Origin of the sequence: Meridianimaribacter sp. CL38 (genome assembly GCF_004328055.1) — a bacterium.
In the GTDB taxonomy this organism is placed as follows: Bacteria; Bacteroidota; Bacteroidia; order Flavobacteriales; family Flavobacteriaceae; genus Gaetbulibacter_B; species Gaetbulibacter_B jejuensis.
Genome location: NZ_QKWS01000003.1, coordinates 1 through 23,718 on the forward strand (window position 1 = coordinate 1; position 23,718 = coordinate 23,718).

Sequence of the window (23,718 nt, forward strand, 5' to 3'; positions counted from 1 at the left end):
ATTAATGTGGTAGATACTACTGCGCCTACATTTACTGTACCTGCTGATGTAACTATCGAGTGTGATCAAGATGCTAATGACTTAACTCTTACTGGTGATGTAACGGATGAAGCGGATAATTGTGACTCTGGTCTGGAAGCGACTTACTCAGATGCGGTTGCTGATGGGAACTGTGCTAATGAATCTGTGATCACACGTACTTGGTCACTAACTGATGATTGTGGTAACACTGCTACGCTTGTTCAAACTATTAATGTGGTAGATACTACTGCGCCTACATTTACTGTACCTGCTGATGTAACTATCGAGTGTGATCAAGATGCTAATGACTTAACTCTTACTGGTGATGTAACGGATGAAGCAGATAACTGTGACTCTGGTTTAGAAGCGACTTACTCAGATGCGGTTGCTGATGGCAACTGTGCTAACGAATCTGTGATCACACGTACTTGGTCATTAACTGATGATTGTGGTAACACGGCTACGCTTGTTCAAACTATCAATGTGGTAGATACTACTGCGCCTACATTTACTGTACCTGCTGATGTAACTATCGAGTGTGATCAAGATGCTAACGACTTAACACTTACTGGTGATGTAACGGATGAAGCGGATAACTGTGACTCTGGTCTGGAAGCGACTTACTCAGATGCGGTTGCTGATGGCAACTGTGCTAATGAATCTGTAATCACACGTACTTGGTCAGTAACTGATGATTGTGGTAATACTGCTACACTTGTTCAAACTATTAATATCGTAGATACTACTGCGCCTACATTTACTGTACCTGCTGATGTAACTATCGAGTGTGATCAAGATGCTAATGACTTAACTCTTACTGGTGATGTAACGGATGAAGCGGATAACTGTGACTCTGGTTTAGAAGCGACTTACTCAGATGCGGTTGCTGATGGGAACTGTGCTAATGAATCTGTAATCACACGTACTTGGTCAGTAACTGATGATTGTGGTAATACTGCTACGCTTGTTCAAACTATCAATGTGGTAGACACTACTGCTCCTACATTTACTGTACCTGCTGATGTAACTATCGAGTGTGATCAAGATGCTAATAACTTAACTCTTACTGGTGATGTAACGGATGAAGCGGATAACTGTGACTCTAGTCTGGAAGCGACTTACTCAGATGCGGTTGCTGATGGTAACTGTGCTAACGAATCTGTAATCACACGTACTTGGTCATTAACTGATGATTGTGGTAACACGGCTACGCTTGTTCAAACTATTAATGTGGTAGATACAACTGCGCCTGTCATTGACACTAACGCAACAGATATTATTGTTGAATGTGATGGTTCAGGTAATAACGGAGAAATAGAAAACTGGTTAAATAATAATGGTGGTGCTGTAGCATCAGATAATTGTGGTGCTATAACCTGGACAAATGATTACAATGGAGCTCAATCAGATTGTTCTGCTCCAGTAACAGTAACATTTACAGCTACTGATGCTTGTGGAAATTCATCAACTACAACAGCTTCTTATGCTATTCAAGACACTACTGCTCCTTCTATAGATACTACTAGTGCTAACTTAACTGTAGAATGTGATGGTGCTGGTAATGTTGATGACCTTAATGATTGGTTAACTAATAATGGTGGCGCTATTGCCTCTGATGATTGTTCAGCAATTACATGGACAAATGACTTTACTAAACTTGCAGATGCTTGTGGTGCAACTGGTTCAGCTACTGTAACTTTTACAGCTACTGATGGTTGTGGTAACTCAAGTACTACTACTGCTATATTTACTATCGTAGATACTACTGCACCTACATTTACTGTACCTGCTGATGTAACTATCGAGTGTGATCAAGATGCTAACGACTTAACTCTTACTGGTGATGTAACGGATGAAGCGGATAACTGTGACTCTGGTTTAGAAGCGACTTACTCAGATGCGGTTGCTGATGGGAACTGTGCTAACGAATCTGTAATCACACGTACTTGGTCAGTAACTGATGATTGTGGTAACACTGCTACACTTGTTCAAACTATTAATATCGTAGATACTACTGCGCCTACATTTACTGTACCTGCTGATGTAACTATCGAGTGTGATCAAGATGCTAATGACTTAACACTTACTGGTGATGTAACGGATGAAGCGGATAACTGTGACTCTAGTCTGGAAGCGACTTACTCAGATGCGGTTGCTGATGGGAACTGTGCTAACGAATCTGTAATCACACGTACTTGGTCAGTAACTGATGATTGTGGTAATACTGCTACACTTGTTCAAACTATTAATATCGTAGATACTACTGCGCCTACATTTACTGTACCTGCTGATGTAACTATCGAGTGTGATCAAGATGCTAATGACTTAACACTTACTGGTGATGTAACGGATGAAGCAGATAACTGTGACTCTAGTTTAGAAGCGACTTACTCAGATGCGGTTGCTGATGGGAACTGTGCTAATGAATCTGTAATCACACGTACTTGGTCATTGACTGATGATTGTGGTAATACTGTTACGCTTGTTCAAACTATTAATATCGTAGATACTACTGCGCCTATTATTGTTGGAGACTTTGAAACAACTATAGATGTAAGCTGTTCAGATATTCCTGAAGTACCAGAATTAGTATTTGAAGACGCTTGTTCTTCTGACATAACTGTAGAGTTTAACGAATCAAATGATTCAAATGATGGTTTAGAAGATTATTCAATCACTAGAAGCTGGACTGTTACTGACGAATGTGGTAACGAAGCAATCTATACACAAATAGTAAATGTAAATGTTGAGAGTACATTCACAGGATATGATACCGAACTTTGTATAGATGATTTAGCTATTGACTTATTTGATTTATTAAGTGGAGATTATGACAGTAATGGTGTTTGGGAAGTTGTTTCTGGTAACGCTACGTTAGACGGAAGCATCTTTGACCCTGCAACAGCTGATCTAGGTGATTACATCTTTACTTACACTGTAGCAAACGGACCATGTCCAAGCACTGTTGAAGTAATGATTACAGTTCATGATGATTGTATTGTACTACCATGTGGCGCTGAAGATGTTGTGATTTCTAAAGCTGTTACTCCTAATGGTGACCAATGGAATGAGTTCTTTACAATCACTGGTGTTGAGGATTGTGGGTTCACTATTGAACTACAAATATTCAACCGTTGGGGAGCAAAAATCTATGAAAACTTCAATTATCAAAATGATTGGAATGGTACAGCTTCAAAAGCTTCAATAGGAAGATCTGATAAAGTACCTTCAGGAACGTATTATTATATAATAAACATCAAAGGTAGTAATGGACTGCAGCTAAAACCTTTTACAGGTCCAATCTACATAGGAACCAAATAAATTTTAACCTATTATGAAATTATTAAAGTTTAACATAATCGTTTTTATACTGTTCAATTGCTGGACAAGTGTTGCCCAACAGTTACCTCAGTTTACACAGTATATGTATAACACTATCTCGATAAACCCAGCTTATGCTGGTAGTAGAGAAACATTAAGTATTGTTGGATTGCACAGGAGCCAATGGGTTGGTCTTGAAGGTGGACCAACTACACAAACCTTGTCTATTCATACACCGCTTAGAAACGAGAAAATTGGTTTAGGATTGTCGTTTATTAACGATGAGTTAGGTTATGAAAATTTCTCTTACCTATATGGTGACTTTTCGTATACTATTCAAACTGGAGAAAACACCAAACTTGCCTTTGGTCTTAAAGCTGGATTTACTCATTATAATTTAGATCAGGCTTTACTTAATGACCCTTCGGTAGTAAATGACCCTTTCTTTAATGATGTATCTAATAGATGGAGTCCAAATATTGGTACTGGTGTTTATTGGCATTCAAACAAATGGTATATAGGCCTCTCTGCTCCTAGAATTTTAAATACTGATTACAACAAAGGGAGCCAAGGAAATATTGACTATGTATCATTAGAACGTGTTAGTTATTATTTTACTGGTGGATATGTATTCGATTTAAGCGAAACCACAAAATTCAAACCAGCCACAATGCTAAAAGCTACAAATGGAGCTCCTTTATCATTTGATATAACAGCTAACTTCTTATTTAATGAAAAACTATGGTTAGGAGCTGCTTATAGAATGAATGAGTCTGCTGCCGCTGTTGGTGGTATTGCCGATTTTCAGGTTTCAAAACAATTGAGAATAGGTTATGCTTATGAGTATCCTATTTCAGATATTAGACCTTATACAAGTGGAACTCATGAAGTTTTACTTATGTTTGAAATTTTCAAGACACAACGTGTTAAATCACCTAGATACTTCTAAAAAAACAGATTATGAAAGCAAGAATAATATTATTAATAGTTGCACTTAGTAGTACTTTTATGGTTGCTCAAAAACAGCAAGTAAAAGTAGCTGACAAGTTCTTTAAAAACTTCGCTTATCAAAAGGCTACTGAATTTTATGAAGAAGCTGTAAAAAAAGGTGATAGTAGCGAATATGTATTAACTAGATTAGGTGATTGTTATTACAATAATTCAGATTCTGAAGGATCAGCAAAATGGTATGCTGAAGCTGTAAGGTTACATGAAAATAAAATTGATCCTGAATATTTTTACAAGTACTCACAAGCGCTTAGAGGTTTAGGTAATTATGAAGAAGCTATCATTTGGTTAGAAAAATATAAAGCAGAAAATCCTGATGACGACAGAATTGCAGGCTTAGAGTATGATAACCTTGAACTTTACGAAAAACTATCATCTACTGATGAAATTTATGTTACTATCAACACATTACCAATTAACACCAAGTTTGCCGATTTTGGTGCGTTTGAAAAAGATGGTAAGTTAATTTTCTCTTCTTCAAGAGATGGAAAAGACAAAATTTACGATTGGAATGGTGAACCATTTTTAGACCTTTATGAAGTAGAAGTTACTGTAAAAGATGGTGTAAACACTTATGAAAAAGTAAATAAAATTAATGGACCAAAAATAAATACTGAGTTCCATGAAGCAAATGCAGTTATTACTAGTGATGGAAAAACAATGTACTTTACTAGAGACAATGTAAATAAAAGAAACAAGTTAAAAACTGACAAGGAAGGAACATCACATTTAAAGATTTATAAAGCTTCTTTAGTAGATAGCATGTGGCAAGATGTAGTTGAACTTCCTATTAACGACACCTACTACTCTACTGGTCATCCTGCTTTAAGTCCTGATGATAGTACATTATTTTTTGTATCTGATCGTGATGGTGGTTATGGATCCACAGACATCTATAAAGTTGCAATACTTGGAGATAATAAATATGGAACTCCTGAAAATTTAGGACCTGAAATTAATACAGATGGTAAAGAAATGTTCCCTTTTGTTGCCAAGGATAATACATTATACTTTTCTTCTGACAGTAATATAAACTTAGGATTCCTGGATATTTTTAAATCAAATATATTAAAAGGTGAAAATGCTGAAGTAGAAAACTTAGGTGCTCCTTTTAACACAAGTTACGACGACTTTGGTTTTATTATAGATTCTGACACTCAAATTGGTTACTTTTCATCAAACAGACCTGATGGAGCTGGTAGTGATGATATTTATGGATTTATTGGTTGTTCTCAAATAATTAAAGGAACCATTAGAGACAGTTTAACTCAAAAATCTATTGCAATGGCTACCGTTAAACTAATCAACAAAGAAGGTAAAATCTTAAACGAAGTTACTGCTGATGAAAATGGAGCATATTCATTTAAAGTAAAATGTCATACTGAATATACTGTATTAGCTACCAAACCAGATTATAAAGACAATCATAAACAAATTATGACTGGTGAAGTTAATAATGAAGAAAACACATTAGACCTAGATTTAATTCCGTTAATTATAAATAATGAAATAGTTATCAACCCTATTTTCTTTGATTTTGACAAATGGAATATAAGACCTGATGCTGCTTACGAACTTGAAAATATAGTAAGTGTAATGAGAGACCACCCAAATATGGTTATTAAAATTGAGTCGCATACTGATAGTAGAGGTAGTGATAGATATAACTTAAAACTATCAGACAGAAGAGCTAAATCAACTCATGAATATTTATTATCAAGAGGTATAGCTCCTGAAAGAATTGAAAGTGCTATTGGTTATGGTGAAACACAATTGTTAAACAAGTGTTCAAATGGTGTAAAATGTACTCCTGAAGAGCATCAACTTAACAGAAGATCTCACTTCTATATCTTAAAAAACTAAACAGCACTTAATTATAAGAATAAAAAAACAGGCTAATAATAGCCTGTTTTTTTATACATCATAGTTAAGTCAATTATTGCCTAACCATTGTAATTTTGAACTATTAAAAACTAAGCCTTATGACAACCTAGAATCATTTTTTGTTACGGTAGTTGAATAATCCATTTCAAACTTTAATATTAATAATTAAGTATGCTTCTTCTCTTCTAGCATTAATAAAATATCCTACTGCTCCAAACATTTGTGATTTCTTTTCTCGTTTCCGTTAGGTTAATGGACTAAAGTGAGTATAACTCATAGACAATGTACTCAAATTTAAAGTACTTTTAATAATTACATACTTTAATTTATCAGAGCTAATAAAACTATCTATTTGTAGTTTGAATTATACCATGGTTAAGCTAGAAATAGTATATGGTTTAGCTGCATGATTTATAACAGTACAACAAATGCAATTCCTGTATTTACATTAATGACCATGAATTAAATAAATAAAACCTTTAAATAAAAAAAGACCACTAAAAAGTGGTCTTAATTCATTAACTAATAATTAATCTATTAACGTTTTATAAAAATGTTGGTATAATACCATTTACCTTCTTCATTTTGTTCGGCAGAAATATCAAAGTCTGTAAAGTCTCCTTCAATATTTGCTCTATGACCTTCACTGTTAATCCATGCATTTACAACTGATTGTGCTGAGCTAAATGCATAAGCAACGTTTTCAGATACTTTAGTTGCTGATGCGTGTTGCTCTAAACTACTCTTTCTTTGGAAAAAATTGTCATGATTTACTTGATTAACACTAACCATGTAGTCAGTATGCGAATAGGCAACAGACTTAATAATGTTTAAATTGTTCAATGGATTTAAGCCTAATTCTATTCTGTGCGCATTGATAAGCTCTAAAATTTCTATTTCAATACTTTTTGCAGCTGGTGCGTTTTGTAATGTTATATTATTTGCTTCATTTTCAGGGAATTCTTCAGTAGAACAAGAGAAGCTTAACATTGCAAACAATACCATAACAGGTAGGTAAAATTTAGTCTTCATAAGAGGGTTATTTAGATTTGGTGTAGTAAAATTAGAAGACTATACGTAGTAGACTGTTAATAAAATGTTAAAATCGATAAAAAACATGCATTTCATCGATTTTAAATGTCAATAATCGATGAAATGCATAAAATTAAGGAATATTCTTACTTTTTATCGATAAAATTGTACACTTTATCGTTTTGTAAAAGCTAAAAAACAATTAAGGTGCAAGTCGGTTAATTGTCCAACTAGAATCTGAATTCAATTTATATTCAATTCTATCATGAAGTCTATTAGGTCTCCCTTGCCAAAACTCAATTTCTGTAGGCTTAATTAAAAATCCGCCCCAATGATTAGGTCTAGGTATATCTTTGTCTTTATATTGAAGCTCTAATTCTTTTAACTTGTTATTCAATACATCCCTATCGGCAATAATTTCGCTTTGGTTAGAAGCCCATGCTCCTAGTTGACTTCCTCTTGGACGTGTTGAAAAATAGTCGTCACTAGTAGCAGCATCAACTTTTTCAGCAATACCTTTAATTATAACTTGTCGTTCAGCTGAATGCCAAAAAAACGAAAGACAAACATTAGGATCTGCTAGTATGGCTTGTCCTTTGTCACTATTATAATTAGAATAAAACACAAAACCATCAGTATTAAACTCCTTTAACAGCACAATTCTACTTTTAGGGAAACCATCTAAACTTATTGTAGATAACGTCATTGCATTAGCTTCAATTTCTGGAAAAGAAGCATCTATTTCATGAAACCATCTTTTAAACAACTCTAGAGGGTTTGCAGGAGCATCTTTTAATAAAAGCTCATGTTTTTCATAAGATTTTCTGTAATTACTTAAGTCTGTACTCATTAGATTTTAATATGCTTTTTTGATTAGATTTTATTTTTTTGAATAAAGTAATTCATATAAATTTAAGAATTATTTTAGTCCCATGACATTTGAAAATAGCAAATATTTTAACCTTCTTAAACACTCAAAAGTAGAGTTTTCATTTGGTAATTTTTATCTTTTTGACAAGTTTATAATCTCTGAAATAAATGAAGGCGTCCATTTTGACTGGGACAAAATTCAACAGGTTATTGCTGCATTAATAGATTACTATGGGTCAAATCTTAAAATTGGATATATTTCAAACAGAGTAAACCCCTACTCTATTGAACCACAATTGTGGATTAGATTTCAAAGAGATTATGGTTTTATTGTTGCTAGTGCTATGGTGTCTTATACTGAACTTAATTACATAAACGCCTCTATTGAAAAGCGATTTTCAGAGATGAGTATAAAGCGTTGCGGCTCTTTAGATGAAGCTATAAACTGGATTAAAAATTTAAAGGAGTTTAAATAATAAAATAGAACTGTCTTGCTTTTACTCTCAAAAAAGCTTATTTTAGTTAAAATATTTCCCCTTACATTATTATTTAAATTTATAGCAATTAACAATGGATCATTTTAGAACCATAGAACAATATTGTAAGGGAATAGGTATATCTAAACCTAAACATTCAGAGTTTGACATTAGAAGATTTGAGATTAACATGAAAACCGTTAATCTTAAACAACCTCCTTTTAGACATGAATTTTATGCTATTGCCATAAAAGTTGCAGGAGGTGGCAAAGCTATTTCTGGTCATCATACTGACTTTCCTACTGGTTACACCATTTTCTTTAATTCACCTTATCAAATTTTATCTTGGGATATTTTACCCGATTGGGAAGGCTTTTACATCATTTTTAATCAAGACTTTATATCAAGATCTTCAGTGTTTAATAATATCTTGAATAGATTTCCTTTTTTAAAGATTGAAAAAGATATCCCTTTAGAGATTGGACAAAAACAAGTAGACGAAGTTTTAGCCATCTACGAATCAATTTATGAAGAATACCACAGTAATCATAAAGACAAGTTTCAAATTATTGAATCGCAAGTGTTACTGTTACTAAACTACATTAAAAGGTATTTTAAAAACACAAATACCACTTTAGATGTTCCTGAAGAAATTAGAAAAACAGATTTAAAAATACTAGGTCGGTTTCAAACACTTATTGAGACTTCTTTTTTTCAAGACATCAATACTAACTTTGATTCTAAGCTACACTCTACCTCATTCTATGCTGATATATTAAATGTTCATCCCAATCATTTAAATACTGTAATTAAACAAATTACAGGGCAAACAGCAAAACAGTTAATACAAAACCATGTTATCAATTTAGCTAAATCAAGACTTATTAACACTCAACTTAGTGTAAAAGAAATCGCATACTCTCTACATTACGAATCTCCTAACAATTTTAGTAGTTTCTTTAAAAAAATGACAGGAAAAACACCAAATTCTTACAGAAAAGAAAGTAATATTTGATTTTTATAGTTTTTCCTTTGTTTTTATTTAGATACAAAGTTCTAATAATTAGAATTTTGTATTCATAAGAAATAAAATGCAAAAAAAAATATCTTTTAATAGCAAAGGCCTCAAACTTAAGGGCAACCTTTTTTACCCCAATAACTATAGTGATAAGCAAAAATATCCTGCTATTATAGTCTCTGGAAGCTGGACAACAGTAAAAGAGCAAATGGCAGGTCTTTATGCTTCAAAATTATCAAAAAATGGGTTTATCACCTTAGCTTTTGACTTTAGTCACTATGGTGAAAGTGAAGGTGAACCTCGTTTTTTTGAAAGACCAAAACTTAAAAAAGAAGATATTAAAAATGCAGTTACTTTTTTATCAAGACAAAAAACTGTGGACACTAATAAAATTGGAGTTTTAGGCATTTGTGCTGGCGCAATGTATACATTAATGGCAGCTGCTGAAGACAATCAAATTTCTTCAGTAGTTACTATTGCATCTTGGTTACATGATGAAGAAGTCGTAAAACTCTTTTATGGTGGAGAGACAGGTGTTAGGTCAAAAATTAAAGCTGCAAAAAACGCAAAAATTAAATACGCTATTACTGGAGAGGTAGAATACATACCAACAATATCTGAAACAGATGAAAGTGCAGCCATGTTTGGATCGTACGATTATTACCTAAATCCTAAAAGAGGCGCAATTAAAGAATGGAGTAATGATAAGTTTGCAGTTGCTAGTTGGGAAGATTGGTTAACAACTAATCCTATGCCTTATGCTGAAAAAATTAAAACACCAACATTAATGATACATTCAGATGGTGCTGTTTTACCTGACTACACAAAAAAATTTTATAACACCATACCAACTCACAACAAACAACTTATATGGATGGATACTGACTTAGAGTCACCATTTCATCAATTTAGCTTTTACGATCAAGAACCTGAAGTTAACAAAGCAATAGAATATGCTAGCCAATGGTATAAAAAACATATGAATTAATAGCCTTCAAATATTAACCAAACAACCTCAAAAACACTTTAATATGCGACTAGAACTAACACGTTATTACAAAGAAAACAGTTCGTACAAACTGAAACTGTCTTTTGGAACTTTTTATTTATTTAGTAAATTTTATGTTGCCGAAATCAATGAAGGAGTCCATTTAAGCTACAATAAGTTAAAAGTTATTTTTCAAGAAATAACTGATTTTTATGGTAAAAATGCTAAAATTGTATGTATTGCAAACAGAGTGAACACCTACTCTACCGAACCTATAGTATTTAATATACTTGATGATGAATTCCCTATTTTAAAAGCAAGTGCTTTTGTTACTTATAGCGACAAAGCTTTTAAAGTATCAACTTTAGAAAAAATTATCATTAAGAATAATGTATTAAGATTTAGGTCTTTGGCCGAAGCTTTGCATTGGGCAACTAATTATGACCTCAAATCATCAAAATCAAATGATTTTCCATCTTTAGATAACAACACATTATCAAATGCTGATGAAGCTTCCTCTCGAAAATCTTCATAGTCATTATAACGTGTTGAATAATGACCTAAAATTAATGCCCTTACATTAGCTAACTTAGCTATTTGAGCAGCTTCTTTTGCTGTAGAGTGTTTTGTTTTTGGAGCTAAATGTGCGTGTTTTTCTAAAAAAGTAGACTCGTGATAAAGCACATCAACATCTTTAATGATAGGAACAATACTAGGGTTATATGCTGTATCGCTACAAAACGCATAGCTTTTAACTGGAGATGGAGCTTTAGTAAGCTCACTATTTTTAATTAGTTCTCCATTGTTATCTACAACATCTGCTCCTTGTTTTAACTTTCTATAATAGGCAATATCAATATCATTATTTAATATTGCATTCATGTCTAATTTTCGCTCTCCAGGTTTCTCTTTAAATAAAAACCCATTAGTGTATACTCGATGGTCTAAAGGAATTGTATGAACTTCTACTTTATCGTCTTCAAAAATTAATTCAGACTTTGTTGAAGTTAACTCATGAAAAATCAGTTTATAATTTGTCCATGATTCGGCTAATTTCATTTGGAGTGTAATGACTTCTTTAAGTCCTTTTGGTCCATAAATATGCAAATCAGTTTCTCTGGTTAAAAGCCTAAAAGTTGATATCAAGCCAACTAAACCAAAATAATGGTCACCATGAAGATGAGAAATAAATATATGCTTTATGCGATTGAACTTAATCTTAGCTTTTCTTAACTGCACTTGTGTGCCTTCGCCACAATCAATTAAAAACATGTGGTTTTTAATTTGCAATACTTGAGACGTTGGGTTTGTGTCTATTCGTGGAGTTGCACTATGACAGCCAAGGATTGTTAGTTGCATGTAGTTGTTTTAAAATCCTAAATCGCGCTCAATTTCTTCCATTTCAATAATATCATAAGCTTCTTGCAGTGTAGGAACTACAACAATTTCATCAGGAGTTTCATCTAAATTGGTTTTATCAGTAACTATAACAAACGAATGTTTTGATGCTCTATGTGTATTTGAAATACTTAAAAATTCTACTATTTGTTCTAAAGGAATTTTATTTAAACTAGTAAGATTAACAATTACATTGTCATTTTTAAAACGCTCATACATTACTTCAAGCTTTTTTACTAGTTCAACAACCGTAGCTTTTTCTTGTGTAATGATAGTTGTATTTCCGTCTTTGTCAAAAATCATAATAAATTAGTGTTTAATTTTTGAAGCTAATAAATAAATTACAGCCATTCTAACTGCTACTCCATTTTGAACTTGATCTAAAATAATAGCTTGGTCAGAATCTGCAACATCACTCGTGATTTCCACACCACGATTAATTGGTCCAGGATGCATTATTGTAATTTCTTTATCAAGACTGTTCAATAACGCTTTATTAACTCCATATTGCTGAGTGTACTCTCTTGTTGAAGGGAAATAGCTTATATCCATTCGTTCGTTTTGAACGCGAAGCATATTAGCTACGTCACACCAATTAAGGGCTTTACGCAAATTAGTTTCAACTTTTACACCAAGTTTATCAATATGTTTTGGTAACAATGTTTTTGGTCCGCAAACCATGACATTTGCACCTTGAAGTTGTAATGCATATATATTTGAAAGGGCAACACGACTATGTAAAATATCACCAACTATAACAACGTTTTTGCCTTTTACACTTCCTAGTCGCTCTCGTATTGAATAACTGTCTAACAAAGCTTGTGTTGGATGCTCATGAGCTCCATCTCCAGCATTTACAATACTTGCATCAACATGTTGAGATAAAAACACTCCTGCTCCAGGATTTGGGTGTCTCATAACAACCATATCCACTTTCATGGAAAGAATATTGTTTACCGTATCAATTAAAGTTTCTCCTTTTTTTACTGAAGATTGTGATGCTGAAAAATTGATAACATCTGCAGACAATCGTTTTTCGGCTAACTCAAAAGAGAGCTTTGTACGCGTAGAGTTTTCAAAAAATAAATTAGCAATTGTAATGTCTCTAAGCGAAGGTACTTTTTTTATTGGCCTGTTAATGACTTCTTTAAAATGATCGGCAGTTTCAAAAATAAGTTGAATATCTTGAGAGTTAAGATATTTTATTCCTAATAAGTGGTTGACACTTAATTCGCTCATAGATTTAATTATTTATTAAGTAAACCGAGTCTTCTCCATCATTTTCAGCCCAATTTACTTTTACTTTTTCTTTGTTAATAGCATCTACCTGACGACCTCTATAATTAGGTTGTATTGGTAAATGCCTACTAAAACGTCGGTCAATTAAGGTTAAAAGTTCTATTTCGTTAGGTCTTCCAAACGATTGAATTGCTGTTAAAGCAGACCGTATACTTCGTCCTGTATATAAAACATCATCAATAAAAACCACATTTTTATTTTCAACTAAGAAGTTAATTTCGGTAGTATTAGCTTCAAGAGTTTTTTCTCCTCGTCTAAAATCGTCTCTAAAAAAAGTAATATCTAAATGCCCTAACTGAATGTTTTTTACTTTATAGTCTTCAGTTAACATTTTAGCTAAACGATTAGCTAAATACTTCCCTCTAGGCTGAATACCTATTAAAACTGTGTTGGAAAAATCGTTGTGGTTTTCAATTAATTGACAAGCCAATCTATGAAGAATGATGTTTACCTCTTTTGCATTAAGTAACACTTTTTGACTCATATTGTATCCAAACGTATTTGGAGAACAAAGATAATGCAAAATTTTTACGCAGTTTGTATAAACTCTAAAAAAGTAAAAAGAAGCCTATTTAAGGCTTCTTTTTTTTAGTTGTCAAAATAAATTAATATCTAACAAACTTGACAGACTCACTGTTTTTATTATTGTATAAGTTTAAAACATAAACTCCTTTGTTTAAATAAGATGTGTCAATAGATTGTAAAACATCACTTGAATCTCCTTTAGCCAATTGCTTACCGTCTAATCCATAAATACTAAATTCAAAAAAATCGGTATTGTTTAATAAATCTATTTTATTGTCCTTTACTAAAACTTTAAAGTCTTGTTGATTTGCGCTTTCTAAACCTAAAGTACTATCATACTCACTAACCATGGTAATTGATGTTCCATTTAAAAGATTGGTTAAAACACCTCCAAGTCCTGAAGTTTTATACACTCTTAAATAGTAAACATCACCTGGGTTAATATTATTGATAACAACTTCAAAGCTACCTCCAACAACCAATAAAACTCCGTAAGAATCACATCCTATTTCTTGAAGATTTCCAATATCTCCTGATGGTGCTAATAAAATTTGGTAATCAACACTAGTTATTAAAGAAACACCAGCACTTACCATACCAATTGTAACTTTGTTATCTCCTCCTGAGACTTCATGCATATAAAACACATCATCAGTAGCTCCACACGCAGGATTTAATCCCGAAGGAGTAGCTGAGTTAAAATCTAAAACATTTACAGCTACAGCAGTTCCATCTACTTCTATAGCATCATTAATCGTGTTTCCATTTTGAGCTACTAAGATGGTAGCCATCAAAAATCCGGTTAAAAAAAGTACATTTTTTTTCATAATATAAAAATTTAGGGTTAATAAAAAGACTGCTTTGTTCTTGATTGAACTATATCTTGTCTAATTACAAAGTGCACTCTATAATTATGAAAAAATTTAAAACTTATTTTAACAAATAATCATTAAAATCGTTATTTTGATACATATTTACTATTAATTTAACAAACAAAATTATAAATAACAACGATTTAATTAAATATTATGTGAAATACATAAAATTTTAACATTTAACATGAAAAACATAAAAAAGCCTTACAGAAACTGTAAGGCTTTTTAAAAAATTGGTTTTGGGTCAAATATTACTTCTTCCCGTCCATTTTATCTTTAAGAGCTTGCAACGCGTCGTTAGCATCACCTAAAGTAGGTTTTGCTTCAGCAGCTTGAGCTTCTGCTTTTTTAGCAGCAGCTTTTACGTTTGCAATTTCTTCTTCTTTAAAGATTGCTGTATGAGAAGCAACTACTCTCTTGAATTCTTTATTGAACTCAATGATTTTGAATTCTGCTTCTTCACCTTTCTTAAGTTTCTTACCATCTTCTTTCTCTAAGTGACGAGAAGGAACAAAAGCAACGATATCTTCGTTAAACTCAACAGTTGCACCTTTGTCAACGATTTCAGAAATTTCAGCAGTGTGAGTTGTATCTAAAGCAAACTCAGTCTCATACTTATCCCATGGGTTATCAGTAGTTTGCTTGTGACCTAAAGATAATTTACGTCCTTCTACGTCTAACTCAAGAACAACAACTTCTAACTTGTCTCCTACGTTACAGAACTCGCTTGGGTGTTTAATTTTCTTAGTCCAAGATAAATCAGAGATATAAATTAATCCATCGATACCTTCTTCTAATTCAACAAATACACCAAAGTTTGTAAAGTTACGTACAATACCAGTGTGTGTAGAACCTACAGGGTATTTTCCTGTAATATCAGTCCATGGGTCTGGAGTTAATTGCTTAATACCAAGTGACATTTTACGATCTTCTCTATCAAGAGTTAAGATAACCGCTTCAATTTCGTCTCCTACAGATACGAAATCTTGAGCTGAACGTAAATGTGTTGACCATGACATTTCTGATACGTGAACTAATCCTTCAACACCTTCTTCTACTTCAATAAATGCACCGTAATCAGCAATTACAACAACTTTACCTTTTACTTTGTCACCTACCTTTACAGTTTCACCAAGTGCTTCCCAAGGATGCTTGCTTAATTGTTTTAAACCTAATTGGATTCTAGATTTATCTTCATCGAAATCTAAAATTACAACGTTAAGTTTTTGGTCTAATTCAACAATCTCATTTGGATGGTTGATACGAGACCAAGAAAGATCAGTAATGTGGATTAATCCATCAACACCACCAAGATCAATAAACACACCGTATGAAGTAATGTTTTTAACAACACCTTCTAATACTTGTCCTTTTTCTAATTGACCAATGATTTCTTTCTTTTGTTCTTCAATATCAGCTTCAATAAGAGCTTTGTGAGATACTACTATGTTTTTGAATTCGTGGTTGATTTTTACAACTTTAAATTCCATAGTTTTATTTACGTACTGGTCGTAATCTCTAATTGGTTTTACATCAATTTGAGAACCTGGTAAGAATGCTTCAATACCAAATACGTCAACGATCATACCACCTTTAGTTCTGCATTTTACAAAACCGTTTACGATTTCACCAGTGTCATGTGCATTGTTTACACGATCCCATGCTTTAATAACACGAGCTTTACGGTGAGATAATACTAATTGTCCTGTTGTGTCTTCACGAACGTCAATTAATACTTCTACCTTGTCACCAACTTTTAAATTTGGGTTGTAACGAAACTCATTTAATGAGATTACACCTTCAGATTTTGCGTTGATGTCGATGATAGCATCACGATCAGTAATGTGAATTACTTCTCCTTCTACTACTTCATCATCTAAAGTATCTACGAAATTTTCAGATACTAATTTTTCAAATTCTTCTAATTGCTTGTCGTCAACTTGGTCAATTCCTTCTTCGTAATTGTGCCAGTTAAACTCTTTTAAGAATTTTTCAGGATTTGCTTGTGCTTCAGATACTACTGGAGCTTTAGCTGCTACTGCTTCAGTTGCTTCAACTTCTGCTTGTTTTGCTTGTTTTTCAGCCATGTGCTGATAATTAATTTGTATTCTGTATGTTTAAAAAGATTTATGCGAACACACACAGAAGTGTTATTGTTTGTTTTGTTTGTTTCCTTCCTATCTTTTTCAACTCGCTAAAAAGGAGTGCAAAAATACAATTTATTTATTGTAATACCAAATAAATAATTGAAGTATAAATTATTGGTTTTTAACGCGTAATAAGTGCTTATGCGTTTTTAGCAATGGTTTGTTTTGCTAGTTGCAAAATGGTTTCAAATTGCTCATCTAATGTTAGATTAGAATTGTCTATTTCTATAGCGTCTACAGCTTTGGTAAGTGGAGAGTCTTTTCTGGTGGAATCTATCCTATCTCTGGTTTCAACATTTTTTAAAACGTCTTCAAAACTCACATCGTCACCGCGTTCTTTCAATTCTTCATAACGCCTTAATGCTCTTGTATTTGCAGATGCTGTCATAAACAATTTAAGTTCTGCATCAGGAAAAACAACTGTACCAATATCTCTACCGTCCATAACAACACCTTTGTCTTTTCCCATTTGTTGTTGCTGTTTTACCAATTGCCTACGAACTTCAGGAACCGTTGCTACTTGACTTACAAATTTTGAAACTTCTAATGTTCTAATCTGCTTTTCAACATTTACAGAATTTAAATAGACCTCAGCAAAACCTAGCGTTTCATTAAACTTAAATGAGATATTTATATCATCTAATTGATTGATTAATGCTTCTGTATCAAAACAGTCTTGCGCTATAAGGTTATTTTGCATCGCATATAAAGTTACAGCTCTATACATTGCTCCTGTATCCACATACACATAGCTTAAAGCTTTTGCTAATTGTTTAGCAACTGTACTTTTTCCTGTTGAGGAAAATCCGTCTATAGCAATAGTAATGTTTTGCATTATCTCAAATCTATTTGTAATCCAAAGAAACTTGTGTTCGAAGCTCCTGTATATCTTGCATGCGTATAACTGAATCGCATTTTGTTAAGTTTTATTCCAACTCCAAAAGATAATCCTGAAAAGTTACGTTGGTCAACAATTCTTAATTCTTCTGATCTTCTAAAGTTATATCCTAATCGAACATTAAATCCCCTATCAGGAAATAACTCTGCTCCTAGTATTGTATGACGCAGTACTTCATTTAAAAAGCCTACTTTTTCTTGGGTTTGTTCGCCATCAAGGTCTGTGGTTGCTCTTGCAGGATTAGAAAAACCAATTGGCCACTCTTGAAGGTTTTCTAAGGTTAAATGCCATCTAATTGGTACGTTCTCTAAAGTTTGCGACATACCAAAATTGACTTCTAAAGGTAAACTCTCATTTAAACCTGCATAAGTTTTAAGCTGCGCTCCAAGATTTCTAACGGTTAATGCTGCATGAAAATCTAATCGTTCATTTATATACATTATTCCTAAATCCAATGCACCTCCAATAGAGTTGTATTGTTCCAATTTTGAAGTAATGATTTTAAGGTTTGCTCCTGCATAAAAATCGGAAAACCCAATTTGCTTTGCATAACCTAAAGATAAAGCGGCTTCATTTCCTGTAAAAGAACCTGTAGATACTCCGTTGATATCATAACCATCAAAACTACCATAATTAATATAGGTCATCCCAATATGAAATGTTTGCACTCGTCTGTCCCATGTATATGCATAAGCAGCAGTACCATAACTAATACCTCCCAAATAGCTTGAATAATTAAGTGCTAACTGGTTATCCATTTCATCATTAATAGTTGCAGGATTGTATAAAGGACTGGTTACATCATAATCGTAATTGGTAAGCACTTTACCACCTAATGCGGCTTGACGAGGAGACGATACCAAATTTAAAAACTGGTACGTAGACTCTCCACCAACTTGAGCATAAATTGATGAAGTGACAATGCAAAATAAAAAAATAAAAACCCTCTTTAGCATAAGTCTGCAAAGTAAACAAATCTATCTTAAAACGAAGACATCATTGTTTTATTTTTATGCTATAAAAAAACCTCAACAAATTGTTGAGGTTTAAACTTATAAGGTCTTTGCATTTTTAACCTTTTGGTTAGTGAGTGCAAGCTTTAAAACATCACTCATATCGGTAACATAGTGAAATTTGAGACCTTTTAAATATTCAGGCTTTATTTCGTCTATATCACGCTTGTTGTCTTCACAAAGTAAGATTTCTTTTATTCGAGCACGTTTAGCAGCCAATATTTTTTCTTTAATACCACCAACAGGTAACACTTTTCCACGAAGTGTAATCTCACCTGTCATTGCTAAGCTACTTTTAACTTTGCGTTGCGTAAATAAAGACACCAAAGAGGTTAACATAGTTACACCTGCACTTGGACCATCTTTAGGAGTAGCTCCTTCTGGCACGTGAATGTGTACGTTATATTTATCAAACACTTCTGGGTTTATACCAAACTCATCAGCATGCGATTTAATATACTCCATAGCAATGGTAGCAGACTCTTTCATTACCTTTCCTAAGTTACCAGTAATAGTTAAATTACCTTTTCCTTTAGAAAGTATTGATTCTATAAACAAAATATCGCCTCCTACTCTAGTCCAAGCTAACCCTGTAACAACTCCTGCTACATTATTATTTTCATATTTATCGCGTTCTAGCTTTGGTGCTCCAAGTACTTCTATAATATCATCATTACTCACTTTTACATTGTACTCTTCTTCCATAGCAATGTTTTTTGCTGCGTAACGCACCATTTTTGCTACTTGCTTTTCCAATCCTCTAACACCAGACTCTCTAGTATAACCTTCTACAATTTTTTCTAATTGTGGTTTTGCTATTTTAAGGTCTTTAGGTTTTAAACCATGTTCTTCAAGTTGTTTTGGCAGTAAATGTCTTTTTGCGATTTCAACTTTTTCTTCAATAGTATAACCGCTTACATTTATAATTTCCATTCTGTCTCTTAAAGCAGGCTGAATGGTATTTAAGCTATTAGAGGTTGCAATAAACATCACTTTAGAAAGGTCAAATCCCATTTCTAAGAAGTTATCATAAAACTCACTGTTTTGCTCAGGATCTAACACTTCTAACATTGCAGATGAAGGATCACCTTGGTGCGAATTAGACAGTTTATCTATCTCATCTAATACAAATACTGGATTTGATGTTCCTGCCTTTTTAAGACTTTGAAGAATTCGTCCAGGCATTGCACCAATATAGGTTTTACGATGTCCTCTAATTTCAGCTTCATCTCGCAAACCTCCTAATGACATTCTTACATACTCTCTCCCTAAAGCTTCAGCAATAGACTTTCCTAAAGACGTTTTACCAACTCCTGGAGGTCCATAAAGACAAAGGATTGGAGATTTCATATCATTACGCAATTTTAAAACTGCCAAATATTCAATAATTCGACGTTTTACGTCATCTAATCCATAATGGTCTCGGTCTAAAACTTTTTTGGCATGTTTTAAATCGAAGTTATCGTCACTAAACTCATTCCAAGGTAAATCTAAAAATAAGTCTAAGTAATTACGTTGAATAGAATACTCTGCAACTTGCGGATTCATTCGCTGTAATTTAGATAATTCTTTATCAAAATGCTCGCCTACTTTTTCATCCCAAACTTTATCCTTAGCACGTTGGCGCATCTCTTCTACTTCCTCTTCATACGAAACGCCTCCAAGTTCTTCTTGAATGGTTTTCATTTGTTGATGCAAAAAGTACTCACGTTGCTGTTGGCTCATGTCGCTTTGTACTTTAGACTGAATGTCGTTTTTAAGCTCCAACTTTTGGAACTCAACATTCATATACTTTAAAGTAGTTAACGCACGCTCTTTTAAATCGTTTATCTCTAAAAGCTCTTGTTTTTCCTTTACTGTAAGATTCATGTTTGAAGACACGAAATTTACCAGAAACGAATTGCTTTCAATATTTTTAATTGCAAAAGTAGCTTCGGTAGGAATGTTTGGGCTTTCCTTAATAATTTGAAGCGACAATTCTTTTATAGAGTCTATTATTGCCGAAAACTCCTCGTTATCAACAGCTGGTTTAGCTTCTGCCACATCTTTGATAGTTGCTGTTATATAAGGTTTTTCAGAAACTATTGTATCAATCTCAAAACGTCTTTTACCTTGTATAATAATAGTAGTATTACCATCAGGCATTTTTAAAACTTTAAGGATTTTTGCTACTGTTCCTTTTTTATAAATGTCGTTTCCTGTTGGATTTTCTATAGTTTCATCTATTTGAGAAACCACACCTATTACCTTACTACTTTTATTAGCGTCGTTAATAAGCTTTATAGACTTGTCTCTACCTGCTGTAATTGGAATAACAACTCCAGGAAACAACACTGTATTACGTAAAGGTAATATTGGTAATGTTTCGGGTAGTGCTTCATTATTTATTTCTGCTTCATCTTCAGGTGTCATTAACGGGATTAACTCTGAATTTTCATCGAAATCCTGTAATGACAAACTGTCAAGACTTAAAAAATTAGATTTTGCCATATATCTTTTGTAGGTCATTCTGTCATTATAAATAACAAAATGCATTTTAATTAATCATTAAATATTCAAAACAAATGCTGATAATCAACAATTTAACATATCAACAAAGTTATTTACCTTTATATAATTTCAATAGTTATGCCATTACCAAAATATCACAGTAAAAACTTTTTTCAATTAAAGTGTAACAAATTAAAAACACATACATCTTTATACTAAAGCATTTGTTTTTTGACACTAACCAATCAAAATATAGAGCAGCTACTACAGCTATGTAAATTAGGCAACCAAAACGCGCAAATGGAAGTCTACAACCGGTATTACAAAGCTATGTATAATACTGCACACCGAATTGTAAAAGACAGCTTTGAAGCTGAAGATATCATGCAAGATTCTTTTTTAACCGCTTTTACAAAATTAGACAGCTTAAAAAACGAGTCGACTTTTGGATCATGGTTAAAACGAATTGTAGTAAACAATAGTATTTACCATTACAATAAAAACAGTAAATACAGTGATGTTCCTTTAGATAATGTAATGTATAAAATTGAAGATGAGCAAGGGATTGCCGAAGATTATGAATTTACCAATCTAAAAGCAACCCAAGTTATGCAGAGCATGAAGCAGCTTAAAGAAAATTACCAAGTTAGCTTAACACTACATTTAATTGAAGGGTATGATTATGAAGAAATTTCGGAAATCATGAATATATCACACGCCAATTGCAGAACAATGATATCTAGAGCTAAAGAAAGTTTGAGGCAAAAACTTCAGCCATTAGCTGAATTATAAGTAAACGATATGGAAAAAGATAACTTAAAGAATTTGTTTGAAAAGCTAGATGGTCAATTTGACATTGAAACTCCATCTATAGGTCATCAAGATCGTTTTTTGAGTAAATTAAAAACTCAAGATACTAAAGTAACAACGGTTAAATCCAAAGGTAAAAACATTTGGAAACCTTTAATGGCTGTTGCTGCATCAGTAATACTATGTTTAAGTCTTTTTACTATTACTCAGCAAGAGCCTGAAGTAAAAGATTTAGCTAGTGTGTCTCCAGAGTTATCAAAAACTCAAGATTTCTTTACAACAGCTATAAACAAAGAATTAGCATTACTTAAAGACGAGCGTTCTCCTGAAACCAAAGTTTTGGTTGACGATGCTTTAAAGCAGTTAAACATTTTAGAAAAAGAATACGAATTACTAAAAGTTGACCTTACCGAAAGTGGAGATGACAAACGAGTTATTTACGCTATGATCTCAAATTTTCAAACCAGAATTGACGTATTACAATCAGTACTAGAAAACATAGAACAAGTTAAACAATTAAAGCAACAAAATAATGAAATCAAAAATACTATATAACCTGTTTTTAACCTTGGTTTTAGTGATGCCACTATCTGTTATAGCTGGTGGAACAAGCTTAAAAGGCAAACACACTAAAGAAAAAACCATTAAAAAAGAGTTTACTGTTAACAGTGATGCTCTATTAAGAATAAAAAATAGCTATGGTAATATTAATGTAGCTACTTACGAAGGCAACACAACATCTATTGAAGTGGTTATAAAAACCAACGGAAATGATTTAGACGAGGTTCAAAAAAAGCTTGATGAAATTACTGTTGAATTTAACGCAACATCAAACGAAGTTGAAGCAAAAACCATTTTCAATAAAAACAAATCAAAGTCTTGGTGGAATTGGGGAAAAGGCAACAACATTAATATGGAAATTAATTACATAGTCAACCTTCCTATTACCAACAATGTCGATTTAAACAACGACTATGGTAGTATTACACTTGATAAGCTAGAAGGAAGCGCTATAATAAGATGCGATTACGGAAAGATTACCACAAAAGAATTAATGTCTGACAATAACATACTAAGCTTTGACTATACTAAAAACTGCTACTTTGAGTATATAAAAAGTGGTAAAATCAATGCTGATTACAGTGGTTATACTGTTGCAAAAACCAAAAATCTTGAAATTTCGGCTGACTATACAGACTCTACAATTGAAGTTGCTGAAAATGTAAGTTACAATTGTGATTATGGTTCAATTACCATTAACAATGCAAACAACGTAAATGGCAAAGGAGATTACCTTACTCAAAGACTTGGCAACATTTATAAAAATGTAAAATTGAATGCTGATTATGGTTCTATAAAAATTGCTAAAATGGCTGCAAATGCAGGAAATGTATTGATAGAGTCAGATTACGTTGGAATTACAATTGGCTACGATCCTGGATACAACTTTAATTTTGAAATTGATTTAGAGTATGCATCCCTAAAAATTGATGATGCTGTTGAAATTTCTAAAAAACGAATAGAATCTACTGACAAATATTACTTAGGACATAAAGGAAACCCAAATAGCGGAAACAACATTAAAATCACTTCAGACTATGGAAGTGTAACACTAAAAGAGAATTAATCAAAAAACACAACTGAA

21 protein-coding genes are annotated in these 23,718 nt (G+C 32.8%); 10 read left to right on the forward strand and 11 right to left on the reverse strand.

From position 1 onward, the window contains the following. The 3 genes from DMZ43_RS07895 to DMZ43_RS07905 form a co-directional block, all read left to right on the forward strand. Positions 1-3,342 (forward strand): gliding motility-associated C-terminal domain-containing protein (locus DMZ43_RS07895; protein WP_131507243.1); only part of this gene is annotated, 3,342 nt, incomplete at its 5' end. A 13-nt stretch (positions 3,343-3,355) separates the two neighbouring features. Further along, on the forward strand, positions 3,356-4,291 hold the full coding sequence (locus DMZ43_RS07900; protein WP_131507245.1) for a type IX secretion system membrane protein PorP/SprF: 936 nt from the start codon (positions 3,356-3,358) through the stop codon (positions 4,289-4,291). 11 nt (positions 4,292-4,302) lie between these two features. Further along, positions 4,303-6,213: an OmpA family protein gene (locus DMZ43_RS07905; RefSeq protein ID WP_131507247.1), complete on the forward strand. Its 1,911-nt coding sequence runs from the start codon at positions 4,303-4,305 to the stop codon at positions 6,211-6,213. Positions 6,214-6,771: 558 nt separating this feature from the next. Here the strand turns inward: DMZ43_RS07905 and DMZ43_RS07910 are convergent. Beyond that, positions 6,772-7,266 carry a CAP domain-containing protein gene (locus DMZ43_RS07910; protein WP_131507249.1) on the reverse strand — a complete coding sequence of 165 codons (495 nt, stop codon included), beginning with the start codon at positions 7,264-7,266 and terminating at the stop codon, positions 6,772-6,774. Positions 7,267-7,468: 202 nt separating this feature from the next. Then, positions 7,469-8,116, reverse strand: a complete 648-nt coding sequence (pdxH, locus tag DMZ43_RS07915; protein WP_131507251.1) for a pyridoxamine 5'-phosphate oxidase — start codon at positions 8,114-8,116, stop codon at positions 7,469-7,471. Between the two features lie 82 nt (positions 8,117-8,198). Here pdxH and DMZ43_RS07920 point away from each other — a divergent pair, with 82 nt between their 5' ends. From DMZ43_RS07920 to DMZ43_RS07935, 4 genes are all read left to right on the forward strand, one after another. Next, positions 8,199-8,612 carry a hypothetical protein gene (locus DMZ43_RS07920; protein ID WP_131507253.1) on the forward strand — a complete coding sequence of 138 codons (414 nt, stop codon included), beginning with the start codon at positions 8,199-8,201 and terminating at the stop codon, positions 8,610-8,612. A gap of 94 nt (positions 8,613-8,706) precedes the next feature. Beyond that, entirely contained in the window at positions 8,707-9,627 is a 921-nt protein-coding gene (locus DMZ43_RS07925) for an AraC family transcriptional regulator (protein WP_131507255.1), read from the forward strand. Positions 9,628-9,703: 76 nt separating this feature from the next. Further along, positions 9,704-10,618, forward strand: coding sequence for an alpha/beta hydrolase (locus DMZ43_RS07930; protein ID WP_131507257.1), 915 nt, complete (start codon positions 9,704-9,706; stop codon positions 10,616-10,618). Between the two features lie 43 nt (positions 10,619-10,661). After that, on the forward strand, positions 10,662-11,153 hold the full coding sequence (locus tag DMZ43_RS07935; RefSeq protein ID WP_131507259.1) for a hypothetical protein: 492 nt from the start codon (positions 10,662-10,664) through the stop codon (positions 11,151-11,153). Here the strand turns inward: DMZ43_RS07935 and DMZ43_RS07940 are convergent. From DMZ43_RS07940 to lon, 9 genes are all read right to left on the reverse strand, one after another. Next, on the reverse strand, positions 11,057-11,977 hold the full coding sequence (locus DMZ43_RS07940; protein WP_131507261.1) for a ribonuclease Z: 921 nt from the start codon (positions 11,975-11,977) through the stop codon (positions 11,057-11,059). The genes DMZ43_RS07935 and DMZ43_RS07940 overlap by 97 nt on opposite strands. Before the next feature lie 9 nt (positions 11,978-11,986). After that, a complete protein-coding gene (locus tag DMZ43_RS07945; RefSeq protein WP_131507263.1) occupies positions 11,987-12,319 on the reverse strand; it encodes a ribonuclease Z in 333 nt (110 codons plus the stop codon). A 6-nt stretch (positions 12,320-12,325) separates the two neighbouring features. Then, complete coding sequence (locus DMZ43_RS07950) at positions 12,326-13,255, reverse strand: aspartate carbamoyltransferase catalytic subunit (protein WP_129760784.1); 930 nt, start codon at positions 13,253-13,255, stop codon at positions 12,326-12,328. 4 nt (positions 13,256-13,259) lie between these two features. Next, positions 13,260-13,799, reverse strand: coding sequence for a bifunctional pyr operon transcriptional regulator/uracil phosphoribosyltransferase PyrR (gene pyrR / locus DMZ43_RS07955; RefSeq protein ID WP_129760783.1), 540 nt, complete (start codon positions 13,797-13,799; stop codon positions 13,260-13,262). A 121-nt stretch (positions 13,800-13,920) separates the two neighbouring features. After that, entirely contained in the window at positions 13,921-14,667 is a 747-nt protein-coding gene (locus tag DMZ43_RS07960) for a T9SS type A sorting domain-containing protein (RefSeq protein ID WP_131507265.1), read from the reverse strand. Between the two features lie 299 nt (positions 14,668-14,966). Then, positions 14,967-16,802, reverse strand: a complete 1,836-nt coding sequence (gene rpsA, locus DMZ43_RS07965; RefSeq protein WP_129760782.1) for a 30S ribosomal protein S1 — start codon at positions 16,800-16,802, stop codon at positions 14,967-14,969. A 199-nt stretch (positions 16,803-17,001) separates the two neighbouring features. Beyond that, entirely contained in the window at positions 17,002-17,697 is a 696-nt protein-coding gene (gene cmk / locus DMZ43_RS07970) for a (d)CMP kinase (protein ID WP_131507267.1), read from the reverse strand. After that, positions 17,697-18,716: a type IX secretion system protein PorQ gene (gene porQ / locus DMZ43_RS07975; RefSeq protein WP_131507269.1), complete on the reverse strand. Its 1,020-nt coding sequence runs from the start codon at positions 18,714-18,716 to the stop codon at positions 17,697-17,699. The genes cmk and porQ overlap by 1 nt, the downstream gene beginning before the upstream one ends. A 96-nt stretch (positions 18,717-18,812) precedes the next feature. Continuing rightward, positions 18,813-21,263 carry an endopeptidase La gene (gene lon, locus DMZ43_RS07980; protein ID WP_131507271.1) on the reverse strand — a complete coding sequence of 817 codons (2,451 nt, stop codon included), beginning with the start codon at positions 21,261-21,263 and terminating at the stop codon, positions 18,813-18,815. Between the two features lie 231 nt (positions 21,264-21,494). Between lon and DMZ43_RS07985 the strand changes: the two genes are divergently transcribed. Genes DMZ43_RS07985 through DMZ43_RS07995 form a run of 3 tightly spaced genes read left to right on the forward strand, consistent with a single transcriptional unit; the run spans position 21,495 to position 23,700 of the window. Continuing rightward, on the forward strand, positions 21,495-22,055 hold the full coding sequence (locus tag DMZ43_RS07985; protein WP_129760779.1) for an RNA polymerase sigma factor: 561 nt from the start codon (positions 21,495-21,497) through the stop codon (positions 22,053-22,055). Between the two features lie 9 nt (positions 22,056-22,064). Next, positions 22,065-22,628 carry a hypothetical protein gene (locus DMZ43_RS07990; protein ID WP_131507273.1) on the forward strand — a complete coding sequence of 188 codons (564 nt, stop codon included), beginning with the start codon at positions 22,065-22,067 and terminating at the stop codon, positions 22,626-22,628. Continuing rightward, the gene (locus tag DMZ43_RS07995) at positions 22,606-23,700 is read left to right on the forward strand and encodes a hypothetical protein (RefSeq protein WP_131507275.1); all 1,095 of its coding nucleotides are present in this window, start codon (positions 22,606-22,608) and stop codon (positions 23,698-23,700) included. Before DMZ43_RS07990 ends, DMZ43_RS07995 begins: the two co-directional genes overlap by 23 nt. The last annotated feature ends 18 nt before the right edge of the window (positions 23,701-23,718 follow it).